Here is a 12,812-nt window from a genome sequence, read left to right as displayed (position 1 = left end):
AAAACTTACAGAGCCTTGAGTTCTTCCGTGACCTCGGCGACGGACTTCTTCGCGTCACCGAAGAGCATCGACGTGCCCTCGGCGAAGAACAGCGGGTTGTCGATACCGGCGAAGCCCGAGTTCATCGAACGCTTGAGCACGATGACGGACTTCGACTGATCCACGTTCAGGATCGGCATCCCGTGAATCGGCGAGTTCGGATCATTACGCGCCGACGGGTTGGTGACATCGTTCGCGCCGATCACCAAGGTGACGTCGGTGCGGGAGAACTCGTCGTTGATGTCGTCCATTTCCTTCATCGCGTCGTACGAGACATCTGCCTCGGCGAGAAGAACATTCATGTGGCCGGGCATACGACCGGCAACGGGGTGAATGGCGTACTTGACCTCGACGCCCTTCGACTCGAGCAACTTCGCCATGTCCTTGACGGCATGCTGAGCCTGCGCCACAGCCAAACCGTAACCGGGAACCACGATCACCTGATTGGCGTACGCCATCTGAATAGCGGCATCGGCCGCGGAGGTGGCCTTCGCCGTGCGCACGACACCGTCGGATGATGCAGCTTCTCCGCCGCCGCCACCGAAGCCGCCGGCAACGATCGCCGGAATGGAGCGGTTCATGGCCTTCGCCATGAGGTTGGTCAAGATGGTGCCCGACGCGCCGACGATCATGCCGGCCACGATCATGGCCTGGTTGTCGAGCGCCAAACCTGCTGCGGCAGCGGACAAACCGGTAAGTGCGTTGAGCAGCGAGATCACGACGGGCATATCGGCGCCGCCGATCGGCAGCACCACCATCAAGCCGAGGATGCCCGAGAGTACGAGGACACCGACGATCCAGAGGGAACTGGTCGGGCCTTCCGGGGAGATCGCCTTGATACCGATGATCACCGAAAATGCAACAGCGGCGATGAGCAGCAGAGCATTGAGGGGTTGCTGCAACTTGCCGATGCCGATCGGGCGACCCGGCAGGGTTTCCTGCAACTTCAGGAACGCGATCACGCTGCCCCAGAAGGAGATCGAACCGATCACCGCAGCGAAGAGAGATGCGATGACGATGTGCACCGTCGGGGACTCACCATGCTGGAACGCGGTGAAACCGTCCGAGTCGAGGAATTCTGCGTACGCGATCAACGCGACGGTACCGCCGCCGACACCGTTGAACAGTGCCACCAACTGCGGCATGGCCGTCATCTTCGTGCGCAGCGCCGGCGGAACACCGAGCACAACACCGATGATCAGACCGGCCGCGATGAGGATCCAGTTCCCCATCTCCGTGTCACGGATGGAAATCAGCGTCGCGATGACGGCGATGAGCATGCCGACTGCGGCGATCTGGTTGCCACGCACCGCGGTCTTCGGGCCGGTAAGACCCATGAGACCGTAGATGAACATCGAGAACGCGACAATGTACAAACCATTGACCAGGTATTCCATTACTGGTCACCATCCTTCGAAACAGTCTTGGCGGCGGGCTTGGCCTTGAACATCGCCAGCATGCGGTCCGTGACCACAAAGCCACCGACAACGTTGACCGTTCCGAAGACAAGTGCGACAAACAAGATGATCTGCAATCCGATGGACGGATCGTGCACCTTGCCCAAAACCACGAGCGCGCCGAGGACGACGATGCCGTGGATGGCGTTGGTACCCGACATCAGCGGGGTGTGCAGAGTGTTCGGGACCTTGGAGATCACCGCGAAACCGACGAACCCGGACAACACCAGGATCGCGATATTCGACAACAACGATGTGTACATCAGGCGCTCTTCTCTTCACGGGTGACGCACGCGCCGGCCAGAACCTCGTCGGAGAAATCAGGAGCCAAAGCCCCATCTACCAACATCAGTTCGATCAGCGCGGAAATGTTCTTCGAGTACAGCTCCGAGGCATGCTCGGGCATCGACGCCGGCAAATTCAGCGGGGAGCAAATGGTGACGCCGTGCTTGACGACGGTCTGACCCGGTTCGGTCAACTCGCAGTTGCCGCCCGTCTCACCGGCAAGGTCCACGACAACACTGCCGGGCTTCATACCCTCCACAGCAGCTGCGGTCACCAGACGCGGAGCGGGACGACCCGGAACCAACGCCGTGGTGATCACGACGTCGAATCCCTTGATGGCGTCTTCGAGAGCCTGCTGCTGCTTCGCGCGCTCGTCGTCGGTGAGCTCACGGGCGTATCCGCCCTCACCGGCTGCGTCGATACCGAGATCAAGCCACTGAGCGCCCACCGAGCGCACCTGATCGGCCACCTCAGGTCGCACGTCGTAGCCGGTGGCGCGGCCACCGAGGCGCTTCGCCGTAGCCAGCGCCTGCAGACCGGCAACACCGACACCGAGAACAAGCACCGTCGCGGGCTTGACCGTACCGGCAGCCGTGGTGAGCATCGGGAAGAATCGCGTCGACTCAGACGCCGCCAGCAACACAGCCTTGTAACCGGACACGTTTGCCTGCGACGACAGAGCGTCCATCACCTGGGCGCGGGAAATACGCGGAATAGCCTCGACCGCATATCCCTCGATCCCGGCAGCCTTGAGCTCGGCGATGCGGTTGTCCGCGTTGCGCGGGTTCAGGAACCCGATCAACTTCGCTCCGGAACTGATCTTGCCGATCTCGTCCGACGACGGCGGCGCGACCTTGACAACAACATCAGCGGTCCACGGATCGCCGATCTTCGCGCCGGCAGCGGTGTACAGCTCGTCCGGGATCAACGCACCCAGACCGGCACCGGACTCGACCACAACGTCGACGCCCTTCCCGATCAGAGCCGCCACGATCTTCGGCACCAACGCGACCCGACGCTCACCGTCACTCGACTCCCGAGGGACGCCGACCGACGGACGCACTTGTGCGCTCTTCGATGTTTCCATTTGTTCCATTACCTTCTGCGGTTGGTGGTTCGCCTGCTGCGATGAGCGGCGGCCAACATGGGATGAGCGGAAGATGACCCGCTTTTGGGTGAATGGTGACTGATACTAGCCAGACTTCTCCGTGCAAAGTGAACACGGAGAACTACTTTCTTCATCTGAATCGAGTCCGAACAGTATCTTTACCTATGCACAAGTCAGTATAATGTGAGCCCCATCACATCGGGGTGTCGACCTATTCCACGATGTGAACCACAATCGATGCATGAGGTGTCGATCGTGAAGCGTCGAAAAATTGTCGTAGAACGGATCTACGAACAGTCCGGTTCGGAAAACGCGGTGCGGTTGTTAGTGGATCGGCTTTGGCCGCGCGGGATACGACGCGACGAGTTGTCGTTCGACGACTGGGCCAAGGAATTGGCCCCATCTTCCGAACTACGAAAGTGGTACGGCCACGACACGACTCGCTTCGACACGTTTTCCGCGAGATATCGCGCAGAACTCGACGCACGTCCCGTCCGCGAGTACCTGGCGCGCGTCACACCCGCAGCGGACCCGCACCCCATCGTGCTGCTCACCGCGAGCAAGGACCTCACCCACAGCCACGCGTCGGTGCTGGCCGACTATCTCCGAACAATGGTGTAACGATTGATCAACTATTCACATACTGGGATCGCAACTTGTGCTTGACGAGTTTTCCCGTGGCAGTTCGAGGTAATTCGTCGGCGAAATCGATGGACCGCGGCGCCTTGAAATGCGAAACGCGATCACGCACGTACTTCAGCAATTCTTCGGCGACATCTGCCGAAGGCTCGATTCCGTCCACTAACTGGACGACCGCCTTGACTTGTTCACCCATCTCGTCGTCGGGAATTCCGATTACCGCGACGTCGAAAACCTTCGGGTGGAGAGTCAGAACATTCTCCGACTCCTGCGGATAGATATTGACGCCGCCCGAAATAATGGTGAATGCCGCCCGATCGGTGAGATAGAGGAACCTCTCGTCGTCGATGTACCCGATGTCGCCGCTCGTGGTCCAGTTCGGATGATCGGGATGCTGCGCGGACGCAGTTTTCTCCGGATCGTTGTGATAGCGGAACGGCAACTTCTCACGTTCCCAGAAGACTGTGCCGACCTCACCGACGGGAAGGTCCGCGCCGGAATCGTCACAGATATGGACAATCCCCATTACTCCGTCACGACCGACCGAACCTGGATGCGACAGCGACTGCTCGCTGTTGATGAATGTCGCGCCCGCACCCTCCGTTGACGCGTAGTACTCGTTGATCACCGGACCCCACCAGTCGATCATCGATGCTTTGACCTCCGGCGGGCACGGTGCCGCGGCATGAATGGCCACCTTCATGCTCGACACGTCGTATCCGAGTCGTGTCTCCTCGGGAAGTTTGAGCATCCGCACAAACATCGTCGGCACCCACTGACTGTGCGTGACGCCGTACTCGCCGATCAGAGACAGCGCCGTCTCGGCATCGAAGCTGTCCATCAAGATCACTGTGCCGCCCACCGAGTTGATGACCCCGCAGAACCGCAGCGGCGCAGCATGATAGATCGGCGCCGGGCACAAATAGACTGTGCTGGAATCGAATCCGTACATCGGCGCGAACACGGCGGTAAACGGATCCATCGTGACGTCGACTTCACCTTCCGGCAGATCTCCCTTGATCCCTTTGGGGCGACCGGTTGTTCCCGAGGAGTACAGCATGTCCGTGCCGCGGGGTTGCAAATCCAAAGGCTCCGTCGATTGCGCCGAGACAGCCGCGTCGTAGTCTTCGAATCCCGCGAGCTCACCCCCGTACACCAATCTGTGGAGAACTCGCGGAGTCAGCGCCGGATCTGTCGGAACAGCGTGTGCTGCTGCAGCGGACGCGATCAGTACTTTCGCCTCGCAATCGTCGACGATGTACGCCGCCTCCTGCGCCGTCAGATGACAGTTGACCGCGGTGATGTAGAAGCCGGACCGCAGTGCAGCCCAATACACTTCGAACGCGCGCAGGTCGTTGTTCGATATAAGTGCAACGTGGTCGCCAGGCTTCATTCCCAGTCCGCGCAAGTACCTGGCCAGTGCGATCGATCGCTCGTCGAGCTCCCGATACGTGATCGACTCACCAGTCGACGGCCGGATGATCGCCGGCTTGTCCGGTGTGGAAGCAACAAAATTTCCAGGAAACACGCGCACTCCTCAATCAGCTTCTCGTCCGTCCACCCCGGTCTATCACAAGGCGGCGCGGTTCGATTCGGTTTCGGCGGAACGGCGCCATGGGCTCGGCGGCCGAACTTCCTCGCCCTACAGTGAGAGGTCAGTGAACCTTCGATACCTACGGAGAAAAGTCATATGAGCGACTGGCCCCAGGAATCCGTCACCGACTTGTTGATCGAGCAATGGCAGGTCATCGACTCGCTTCTCTCTGCCCTCGACGGCGACGGCTGGTTCTCCCCCACCAATTTGCCGGGGTGGACGGTGCACGACATCACCGCGCACCTGATCGGAACCGAATCGCTTCTCTCGGGAATCGAACCGCCGACCACCGACGTCAACGTTCACGCGCTCCCCCACGTGCACAACGAGATCGGCGCATTCAACGAACGCTGGGTCGAGGGACTTCGACGGGTCCCGTCGCCGCAACTCCTCGAGCAGTATCGCGAGATCACGTCGGCTCGTACTGCCACCCTTCGCGCTTTGAGCGAATCCGACTGGAATGCCGAGTCTTCCACGCCCGTCGGCCCGGCACCGTACGGCCGCTTCATGCGAATTCGATTGTTCGACTGCTGGCTACACGAGCTCGACATCCGCGACGCTGTCAGCGCTCCCGGAGACGAGGGCGGTCCGCGCGCCGAGTTGGCGTTCAAGGAAATCTCGAGTTCGCTCGGATTTGTTGTCGGCAAACGGGGCAAGGCACCGGACGGCTCCAGCATCACCTTCGATCTCGGCGGCCCCCTGGCCCGCGAACTACACATCGCCGTCGACGGTCGCGCCGCTCTGGTTCCCACGCTCGATGGGCCGCCCACCGTGACCGTTCGGATGAATTCCCCCCTCTTCACGAGACTTGCCTGCGGACGGGTCCGCGCGGCCGATCATCTTGACGAGATCGCGATCATAGGCGATCACGCGCTCGGCAAACGGATACTCGACAACCTTGCGTTCACGATCTGAACCACGCCGTCCGATGAAGTTGTTCCTGGCGTCGTACCGGTTCGGCGACCACCACACACGGTTCGCGGAACTGGTCGGCCCTGGTGCTCGGATCGCCGTCATCGCAGCGGCCGCCGACGCGTGGCCGGTCACCGCCCGAGCGTCCGCGGTCACCAGTGAACTGATGCCACTACGCCGAGCGGGATACGACGCCGAGGAACTCGACATCCGCGACTACTCACACTCACCTGACGCGCTGGAGCAGGCACTGCGGACGTTCGACTGTGTCTGGGTCCGCGGCGGAAACACCTTTGTCCTGCGAGCGCAATTAGCGCGGACGGGAGCGGACGAAGTCCTCGAACGCCTTGTCCGCGACGGAGATCTTGCCTATGCGGGATACAGCGCCGGCGCTGCAGTGGCCACACCGACCTTGACCGGGTTGGACGTCACCGATGATCCGTCGGATGTACTGCCTACGTGCGGAATCGAGCCGATATGGGCTGGGCTTGCATTTGTCGAGTTCTCGATTGTTCCGCACGGCGACGGTTCTGTACTCGAGGACCCTGCTGCCACGGCACGGACCATCGCCGTACTTACGGCAGCGCAGCTTCCGTTCCGGGTGCTGAGTGATCAGCAGGTTGTTGTGGTCGATGGCGGCGAGGCAAGCATCATCTGACCACCTCAGTCGTCAGTTGCCCTTCAACCGTGCTCAGCGACGGGTGCGGGGTGAACGCTATGTGACTGGCGATCGAGTCGCGCCCACGCGATTTCCCACCGCTTGACCGACACTTCGTCCGCGTCTTCGAGGAGCGCGTCGAGAAGGAGTCGCGGGTTCTTGTGCCATGCGAGTTCTGCCGCCCGAACCTCGGCCGCGGAAAAGAGTCCGGATGCGGCAAGGTCGCGGATCCAATCATCGATCTCGCCACGGTGAATGCGCGCAATCGTCTCGTATCCGATGTGCTCATCGAGGAAGTCGTACGAGAATATTGCAGCCAGGTAACTGTTCGACTCACGCTGTCCGAAAATCATGTGCGTTCCTTCCTCGAAGTGTTCGACGACGATGTGACGACTACCCGTTGCCTGGATGCACCCGAGACTTTTTCCGGTGACCCTGTAACGCTTCGTTTATCCCCGACGATGCACACGCTAACCCCCCAAAGCTTCGTTTGGGTTGCGCTCTGGAAAACGATGCCGTGTTAGTGCCTATTCGAGACCTAAGGCTATCGCCTTCACGACATTGGTCCATATCTGGAGCCAGTCGCCCTGACCTGCGATTTGCCCGTTTTTTCGGCCCCCAAGGGAGCAACACGCCCGGTTGCGAAAAAATCTTTTTCAACTATCTCACCAGGTGGGATCATTACGGTAGCAAATCATGTGTATCGCTGTTTTCCCACGCATCTTCACACCGAGAATCCCTAGTACACAGCCTATTTCTGACACCACAGCGCCCTACACGATCAACTTTGAACGGCTGTCCAATTAAGCGAGCAGCAATCGAAGAGCGCTGACTCGAAGCGCCTCCCGCACCGCCCACAGACCCGGGTACCGTCGAGGAGACATCCCTCACCGATACGGAGCCACCAACAATGACCGACACAGTCGTGCACAACGTCGACGAGAGCCGCTTCGATATCTACGCGGACAACGAACTCGCAGGTTTTGCCGAGTATTCCGAATCGGATGGTGTGCGCGACTTCCACCACACCGTCACCTACCCGCAGTTCCGTGGCCGCGGGCTCGCTGCCGTCGTCGTGCGCGAAGCCCTCACACAAACGCAGTCGGACGGTAAGAAGATTGTCCCGTCCTGCTCGTACGTCGAAAAGTTCGTCGCGCAGAATCCGGAGTTTCAGATCCTCGTGTAACCGCTTGTTGCCTCGGGGATAACTGACCCCGAGGCCGAGCGAGCCGTCAAAAATCAGTCGCGGACATGACGCGCGTCGGGCAGTGTTGGTGGAAACAGCACTTTTGCTGCCCCGCCGCCCGGAAGGAATGTCCGTGACTGTCACACCCCGACTGGGCGCGGGCACGTCCGAACAGATCCACTACCTTCCGTTGGTTCTGATCAACCTCGCGACGCTGTTCTCCGCAATCGGAAACGGCATCTCCATGGTGGTCATCCCCTGGCTCGTTCTCGAGCGCACCGGGCGCGCCACCGACGCGGCAATTGTTGCCGGCGCCGCTGCCGTGCCACTGCTGATCGCAAGTTTGTTCTCCGGGACTCTCGTCGATCGATTCGGTCGTCGGCGCACCTCGCTGGTGTCCGACGCGTTGTCCGCTGTGTCGGCTTCGGCCATTCCCATCTTCGCGGTCACCTCAGGTCTGAGCATTCCGGTGATTGCCGCTCTCGCTGCGCTCGGTGCAACATTCGATCCGGCCGGCATGGCGGCGCGAGAATCGATGCTGCCGGCGGCGACGCGCGCCGCGGGGTGGAAGCTCGATCGGACCAACAGCCTGTACGAGGCGAACTACAACGTCGCGTATCTGATCGGTCCCGGAGTCGGCGGCGTCCTGATCGCCACGATCGGCGCGGTCAGCACCCTCTGGGTGACTGCGGCGGGGTTCGTGCTTTCGATCATCGTCGTTGCCTTCATCCGTCTGGCCGACGCCGGAACACCAGACCCCGGCCTACGTCCGGCGTCCATCTGGCACGGCACACTCGAGGGCTTGAAGTTCGTGTGGAACAACAAGCTTCTCCGAACTCTGGCACTGGTCGACATGGCCGTCGTGGCTCTGTACATGCCGGTGGAGAGTGTTGTTTTCCCCGTGTATTTCACCGAGCTCGATCAACCCGCACAGCTCGGGTCCGTGTTGATGGCGTTGGCGATCGGTGGAATCGTGGGCGCCTTGGCGTACGCGCCGCTAGCTCCCCTGATGTCTCGGCGACTGATCATGATCTGTGCAGTCGGCGTGCTCGGCGTTGCCATGCTCGCGATGGCCCTGCTCCCGCCGTTGTGGGTGATTCTGGTCCTGGCGGGCCTGCAAGGTCTTGTGTACGGCCCGGTGGGGCCGATAGCCAACTACGCCATGCAGACTCGCAGCCCCGAGCACATGCGAGGCCGGGTTGTCGGTGTGATGACGTCGACGGCCTACGCCGCCGGTCCACTCGGATACCTCGTTGTCGGCCCACTTCTCGATCAGCTCGGTATTGCATCAACCTTTGTGGCACTGTCGATTCCGATCGTTGTCATCGCGATCGTGTGCGCTGCGCTTCCGGTGCTGCGCGAACTCGATCACCCCTGACCGCTATTTGAATCCCATCACCTCGGTCCCCCAGGCGATGCGCAGCACCTCGTCAGCGTCGTGGACCAACGAGTCCGGCGAATCGATCAGTAGCGTGGATCGGGCCTCTTCGTCATACGGCGGCCAGTGTTTGGACCCGTCGAGCGCGGCCGGCACTCCATGCCGGGCAAATGCCAGCCACCGTCGTTGTATCCGACCGGCCACCTCCATTGCAGCCTTGCGTCCACCCAACCAGAATGTCGGATCGACGTCCAGGGTTCCGAAATTGCCGAATACATAAGGCAATTCGGTTGCGTGCCCAGCTCCGATGCGCGCGGCCTTGAGCATGGGCGTGGCGTGGTCGAATCGATAGAGCCACGTCGGCGAGTGCCGTGCATGCGCGTCGGCAATCCATAGTGTCGGCATCCGAAACGCCGCGTCACGCGAGAGCGCCAAGGCACCGCTGGGTTTGGCGTGATCAGGATAGGCGGACATGATCTCGGCCAGCCGCGTCGGCGAAATGTCCGGGTGGTCGTCGGCCAGTGCCTGCAGCATCGCCTCCACCGACTGCGCACTCACCGGCATCAACGGCGATTTCATGAATTTGAAGATCGACGCCTCGTCCTTGTTCGATCCGATGATCAGTGGGATTCTGTGGGCATACCCCTTCTGGAAAGCTGCAACGGGGTAGTGCGGCACCAGATCTCGATCCACCACTGGGGCCATGGCGAGGGTGCCTGGAATGCGGGTCGGGATTTCGTTGACCAGTTCGTCACCGGCCTTGATGATCAGTTCGAGATCGGCGTCGATCAGATCGCCGGCATCGACTGGGGCAATCGAAATAAGTTCGAGGAAGCGGAGTGCCACCGAGCGCGCGCGATCACGTCCGTATACCGATGTGGCCGGCGGGCTTTGAGCGATCGCGCGATGAAATAGGCCTTCGGCCGTGGGGCACGTCATCAACGTCGTGATGGAACCGGCACCCGACGACTCCCCGAATACCGTCACCTCACCCGGGTCACCGCCAAACGCAGCAATGTTGTCACGCACCCACTCGAGCGCTGCAATCTGGTCGCGCAAGCCACAATTCGACTCGAACACCACGTCCGGTGTCGAGAAGGAAGACAAGTCAAGGAACCCCATCGCGCCGACGCGGTAGTTGAACGAGACGAGAACGACGTCACCGGTCTCCGCCAGGTGCCGACCGTCGTAGATGCTCTGGGCTGCAGAACCCAGACAATAGGCACCGCCGTGAATCCACACCATGACCGGCCGAGGTGTGCCGTCTGGGCGTGGCGCCCACACATTGACAGACAGACAATCCTCGTCGACCACAAACGCCCGATCTATCGGCACCGCCGGGCTTTGCCCCTGCGGTGCGATGGGACCGAAGGCGCGGCCATCCCGCACGCCGTCCCATGGTTCGGCCGGTAGTGGCGCTCGGAACCTTCGCTCCCCGGTCGGGGCGGCCGCGTACGGGATACCCTTCCAGGCGAAAACCGAACCATCGGCATATCCCCGGACGTCACCGGCTGGGGTATGGACGACAAGGGTGCTCTGGCCTGTGTCTCCCGGTCGAATCTCGGTGTCCATGCCTGAATCTCCTCACGACCTCGACTTTGAGAGAATCTGTCCCAAACCTACCAATTTCCGAGAGGTGGGGACGAGCAACGAAAAGCGGCGGTGTTAAGGTCGCCTTGTTCTGACACGGGGTGCTCCGCATGGGCGGGGCTGAGATCAAACCCGGGAACCTGATCAGGTAATGCTGACGAAGGGATGTCATGGCTACCACACAGCCTGCATACAGTTCTGCCGAAAATACGTCCGTCTCGAACACGGCGCTCATCGAATCGACTTCGGACCGATTCACCGACCGCCTCTGGGACGAGACAAAAGTGCTGCGTGAGTCCATCGACTCACTCGAATTCCTGCGCCGACTCGGCGACGGCACCTTGCCGCTCGACGCGTTCCGCACCTACATCGAGCAAGACAAGCTCTATCTCGAGGGGTACTCCCAAGCGCTGTCTCTTGTCGCCGCTCACGCACCGAACCCGCAGGCAGCGGGATTCTGGTCCAACTCCGCATCCACGGCAGCCACGGTCGAGTCGTCACTGCATGACGGCCTTCTCACCGGCGGGATTCTGCCGACCGAGACCAGTCGGCTCGAGCACTCACAAGCCTGCTTGGGATACGTGTCCTATCTGATCGCGACTGCCGCCACCGCGCCGTACGCCGTCTCGGCCGCTGCGGTACTCCCCTGCTTCTGGATTTACGCCGAGGTCGGCCGCGACCTGGCCGCGTCAGCGCGGGAAGTTCTGGATGCAGATCCGACGCATCCCTACGCGCAGTGGGTCAGCACCTGGCGTCTCAGCTCGCCGTGCGCAAACGAACTGCCTGTGCGATACGCGCCTCGGCGACGGAGTCTGCTGCATCGCCCGCGAGGATTGCTTCAGCCTTCGCCTTGGCAAGAATCTCGGCTACCGTGTCGAAAATCTTCTCCACCTGAGCCCTGACCTGCTCAGCCGTATGCTCTTTCAGCTCGCCCGCAACCTGAATGAGGCCACCACCGTTGGCGACATAATCAGGTACCCACGTAATGCCGCGATCGCTCAGAACGGACTCGACCTCGGGTTCGGTCAGCTGGTTGTTGGCTGCGCCGCAGATCACCGCGGCTGTGATTGCCTCTGCTGTGGCGTGCGAAAGCGTCGCACCCATTGCGCAGGGCGCATAAACATCGAGATCGGCGTCGATGACACTGTCCACGATCTGCACCTGCGGGAAATCCGCCTTCACGCGGTCGAGTGCCGTCGCGTTGACATCAGTGGCCAGCACGGTCGCGCCGTCGGCCAGGAGCAGCTTGATGAGTTCGTACCCGACCTTGCCGGTGCCCTCGACTCCCACCGTCTTTCCGGCCAGATCACGCGAGCCCCAGTGCGATTGTGCCGCTGCCAGCAGCGACTGGAAAACACCGAGCGCCGTCATCGGCGCGCTGTCGCCCGAGCCGCCCGCCTTCGCATTGCGCCCCACCACGAAGTCCGTTCCGAGCCCGATCACGTCGAGATCGTCCGAGTTGGTCCCCACATCTCCGGCCGTGATGTAGCGGCCGCCAAGTGTCTGAACGAATTTTGCGTAGGCGCCGAGCAATTCGGCAGACTTCGCCGTTGCCGGGTCGCCGATGATGACGGCCTTTCCGCCGCCCAGATCAACACCCGCAACTGCGGCCTTGTAGGTCATTCCGCGAGAGAGCCGCAAAACGTCTGTGACAGCGGAAGATTCGTCCGCGTACGGGTAGAAGCGGGTGCCGCCGAGCGCCGGCCCGAGCGTCGTGGAGTGGATTGCAACAATCGCCTTGAGTCCGCTCGCCGGATCCTGGAAGAAGCTCACCTGCTCGTGCGGGTAATCGCGAAGATAGTCTGCGCGATCGAATACGCCGGCAGTGTCGTCGGAGATGTGGGCGGAGTTCACAGGCTCGGCGGTGAGAGTCATTGTGAGATAGACCTTTCCAAAGGACTTGTACGACACAGGCGTGAGATCGAGACGAATCGTCGATGGGTACAGTGATCTACGCAAACTGTTC

At 61.2% G+C, this 12,812-nt stretch carries 12 protein-coding genes, 1 pseudogene and 1 riboswitch; of the genes and pseudogenes, 6 read left to right on the top strand and 7 right to left on the bottom strand.

Going from position 1 to position 12,812, the window contains the following annotated elements:
• Window positions 1-5 precede the first annotated feature (5 nt).
• The 3 genes from RG2_RS26255 to RG2_RS26245 are packed head-to-tail and all read right to left on the bottom strand — an operon-like array spanning window position 6 to window position 2,868.
• Window positions 6-1,436 (bottom strand): NAD(P)(+) transhydrogenase (Re/Si-specific) subunit beta, encoded by a 1,431-nt coding sequence (locus tag RG2_RS26255; RefSeq protein WP_033236043.1) that lies wholly within the window; start codon window positions 1,434-1,436, stop codon window positions 6-8.
• Window positions 1,436-1,759: an NAD(P) transhydrogenase subunit alpha part 2 gene (locus RG2_RS26250; RefSeq protein ID WP_033236042.1), complete on the bottom strand. Its 324-nt coding sequence runs from the start codon at window positions 1,757-1,759 to the stop codon at window positions 1,436-1,438. Before RG2_RS26250 ends, RG2_RS26255 begins: the two co-directional genes overlap by 1 nt.
• Window positions 1,759-2,868, bottom strand: a complete 1,110-nt coding sequence (locus RG2_RS26245) for a Re/Si-specific NAD(P)(+) transhydrogenase subunit alpha (RefSeq protein WP_033236041.1) — start codon at window positions 2,866-2,868, stop codon at window positions 1,759-1,761. Before RG2_RS26245 ends, RG2_RS26250 begins: the two co-directional genes overlap by 1 nt.
• A gap of 276 nt (window positions 2,869-3,144) precedes the next feature.
• Here RG2_RS26245 and RG2_RS26240 point away from each other — a divergent pair, with 276 nt between their 5' ends.
• A complete protein-coding gene (locus tag RG2_RS26240; RefSeq protein WP_106939802.1) occupies window positions 3,145-3,510 on the top strand; it encodes a DUF488 domain-containing protein in 366 nt (121 codons plus the stop codon).
• Window positions 3,511-3,517: 7 nt separating this feature from the next.
• On the opposite strand, the gene RG2_RS26235 is transcribed toward RG2_RS26240, so the two are convergent.
• The gene (locus tag RG2_RS26235; RefSeq protein ID WP_033236131.1) at window positions 3,518-5,056 is read right to left on the bottom strand and encodes an AMP-binding protein; all 1,539 of its coding nucleotides are present in this window, start codon (window positions 5,054-5,056) and stop codon (window positions 3,518-3,520) included.
• Between the two features lie 162 nt (window positions 5,057-5,218).
• On the opposite strand from RG2_RS26235, the gene RG2_RS26230 reads away from it, so the two are divergent.
• The gene (locus RG2_RS26230) at window positions 5,219-6,037 is read left to right on the top strand and encodes a maleylpyruvate isomerase family mycothiol-dependent enzyme (protein ID WP_033236039.1); all 819 of its coding nucleotides are present in this window, start codon (window positions 5,219-5,221) and stop codon (window positions 6,035-6,037) included.
• A gap of 13 nt (window positions 6,038-6,050) precedes the next feature.
• A complete protein-coding gene (locus RG2_RS26225; protein WP_033236038.1) occupies window positions 6,051-6,692 on the top strand; it encodes a Type 1 glutamine amidotransferase-like domain-containing protein in 642 nt (213 codons plus the stop codon).
• 23 nt (window positions 6,693-6,715) lie between these two features.
• Here the strand turns inward: RG2_RS26225 and RG2_RS26220 are convergent, their stop codons facing one another.
• Entirely contained in the window at window positions 6,716-7,045 is a 330-nt protein-coding gene (locus tag RG2_RS26220) for a hypothetical protein (RefSeq protein WP_033236037.1), read from the bottom strand.
• Between the two features lie 557 nt (window positions 7,046-7,602).
• Between RG2_RS26220 and RG2_RS26215 the strand changes: the two genes are divergently transcribed.
• Both RG2_RS26215 and RG2_RS26210 read left to right on the top strand, forming a co-directional pair.
• A complete protein-coding gene (locus tag RG2_RS26215) occupies window positions 7,603-7,878 on the top strand; it encodes a GNAT family N-acetyltransferase (protein ID WP_033236036.1) in 276 nt (91 codons plus the stop codon).
• 133 nt (window positions 7,879-8,011) lie between these two features.
• Window positions 8,012-9,256 (top strand): MFS transporter, encoded by a 1,245-nt coding sequence (locus tag RG2_RS26210; RefSeq protein ID WP_230590330.1) that lies wholly within the window; start codon window positions 8,012-8,014, stop codon window positions 9,254-9,256.
• A 3-nt stretch (window positions 9,257-9,259) separates the two neighbouring features.
• Here the strand turns inward: RG2_RS26210 and RG2_RS26205 are convergent, their stop codons facing one another.
• Window positions 9,260-10,828 carry a carboxylesterase/lipase family protein gene (locus RG2_RS26205; protein ID WP_051730672.1) on the bottom strand — a complete coding sequence of 523 codons (1,569 nt, stop codon included), beginning with the start codon at window positions 10,826-10,828 and terminating at the stop codon, window positions 9,260-9,262.
• A 105-nt stretch (window positions 10,829-10,933) separates the two neighbouring features.
• Window positions 10,934-11,029, top strand: a riboswitch (TPP riboswitch).
• Between RG2_RS26205 and RG2_RS26200 the strand changes: the two genes are divergently transcribed.
• Window positions 11,017-11,748, top strand: coding sequence for a TenA family protein (locus RG2_RS26200; RefSeq protein WP_307718112.1), 732 nt, complete (start codon window positions 11,017-11,019; stop codon window positions 11,746-11,748). Its footprint overlaps the riboswitch before it by 13 nt.
• On the opposite strand, the pseudogene RG2_RS26195 reads toward RG2_RS26200, so the two are convergent.
• A pseudogene (locus RG2_RS26195) lies at window positions 11,681-12,721 on the bottom strand (Glu/Leu/Phe/Val family dehydrogenase); the annotation flags it as partial. The gene RG2_RS26200 and the pseudogene RG2_RS26195 overlap by 68 nt on opposite strands.
• Window positions 12,722-12,812 lie beyond the last annotated feature (91 nt).

The sequence above is a fragment of the Rhodococcus globerulus NBRC 14531 genome (genome assembly GCF_001894805.1).
GTDB lineage: Bacteria > Actinomycetota > Actinomycetes > Mycobacteriales > Mycobacteriaceae > Rhodococcus_F > Rhodococcus_F globerula.
The sequence above is the reverse complement of the archived record's forward strand: the minus strand, read 5'-3'. Positions and strand labels throughout refer to the sequence as shown.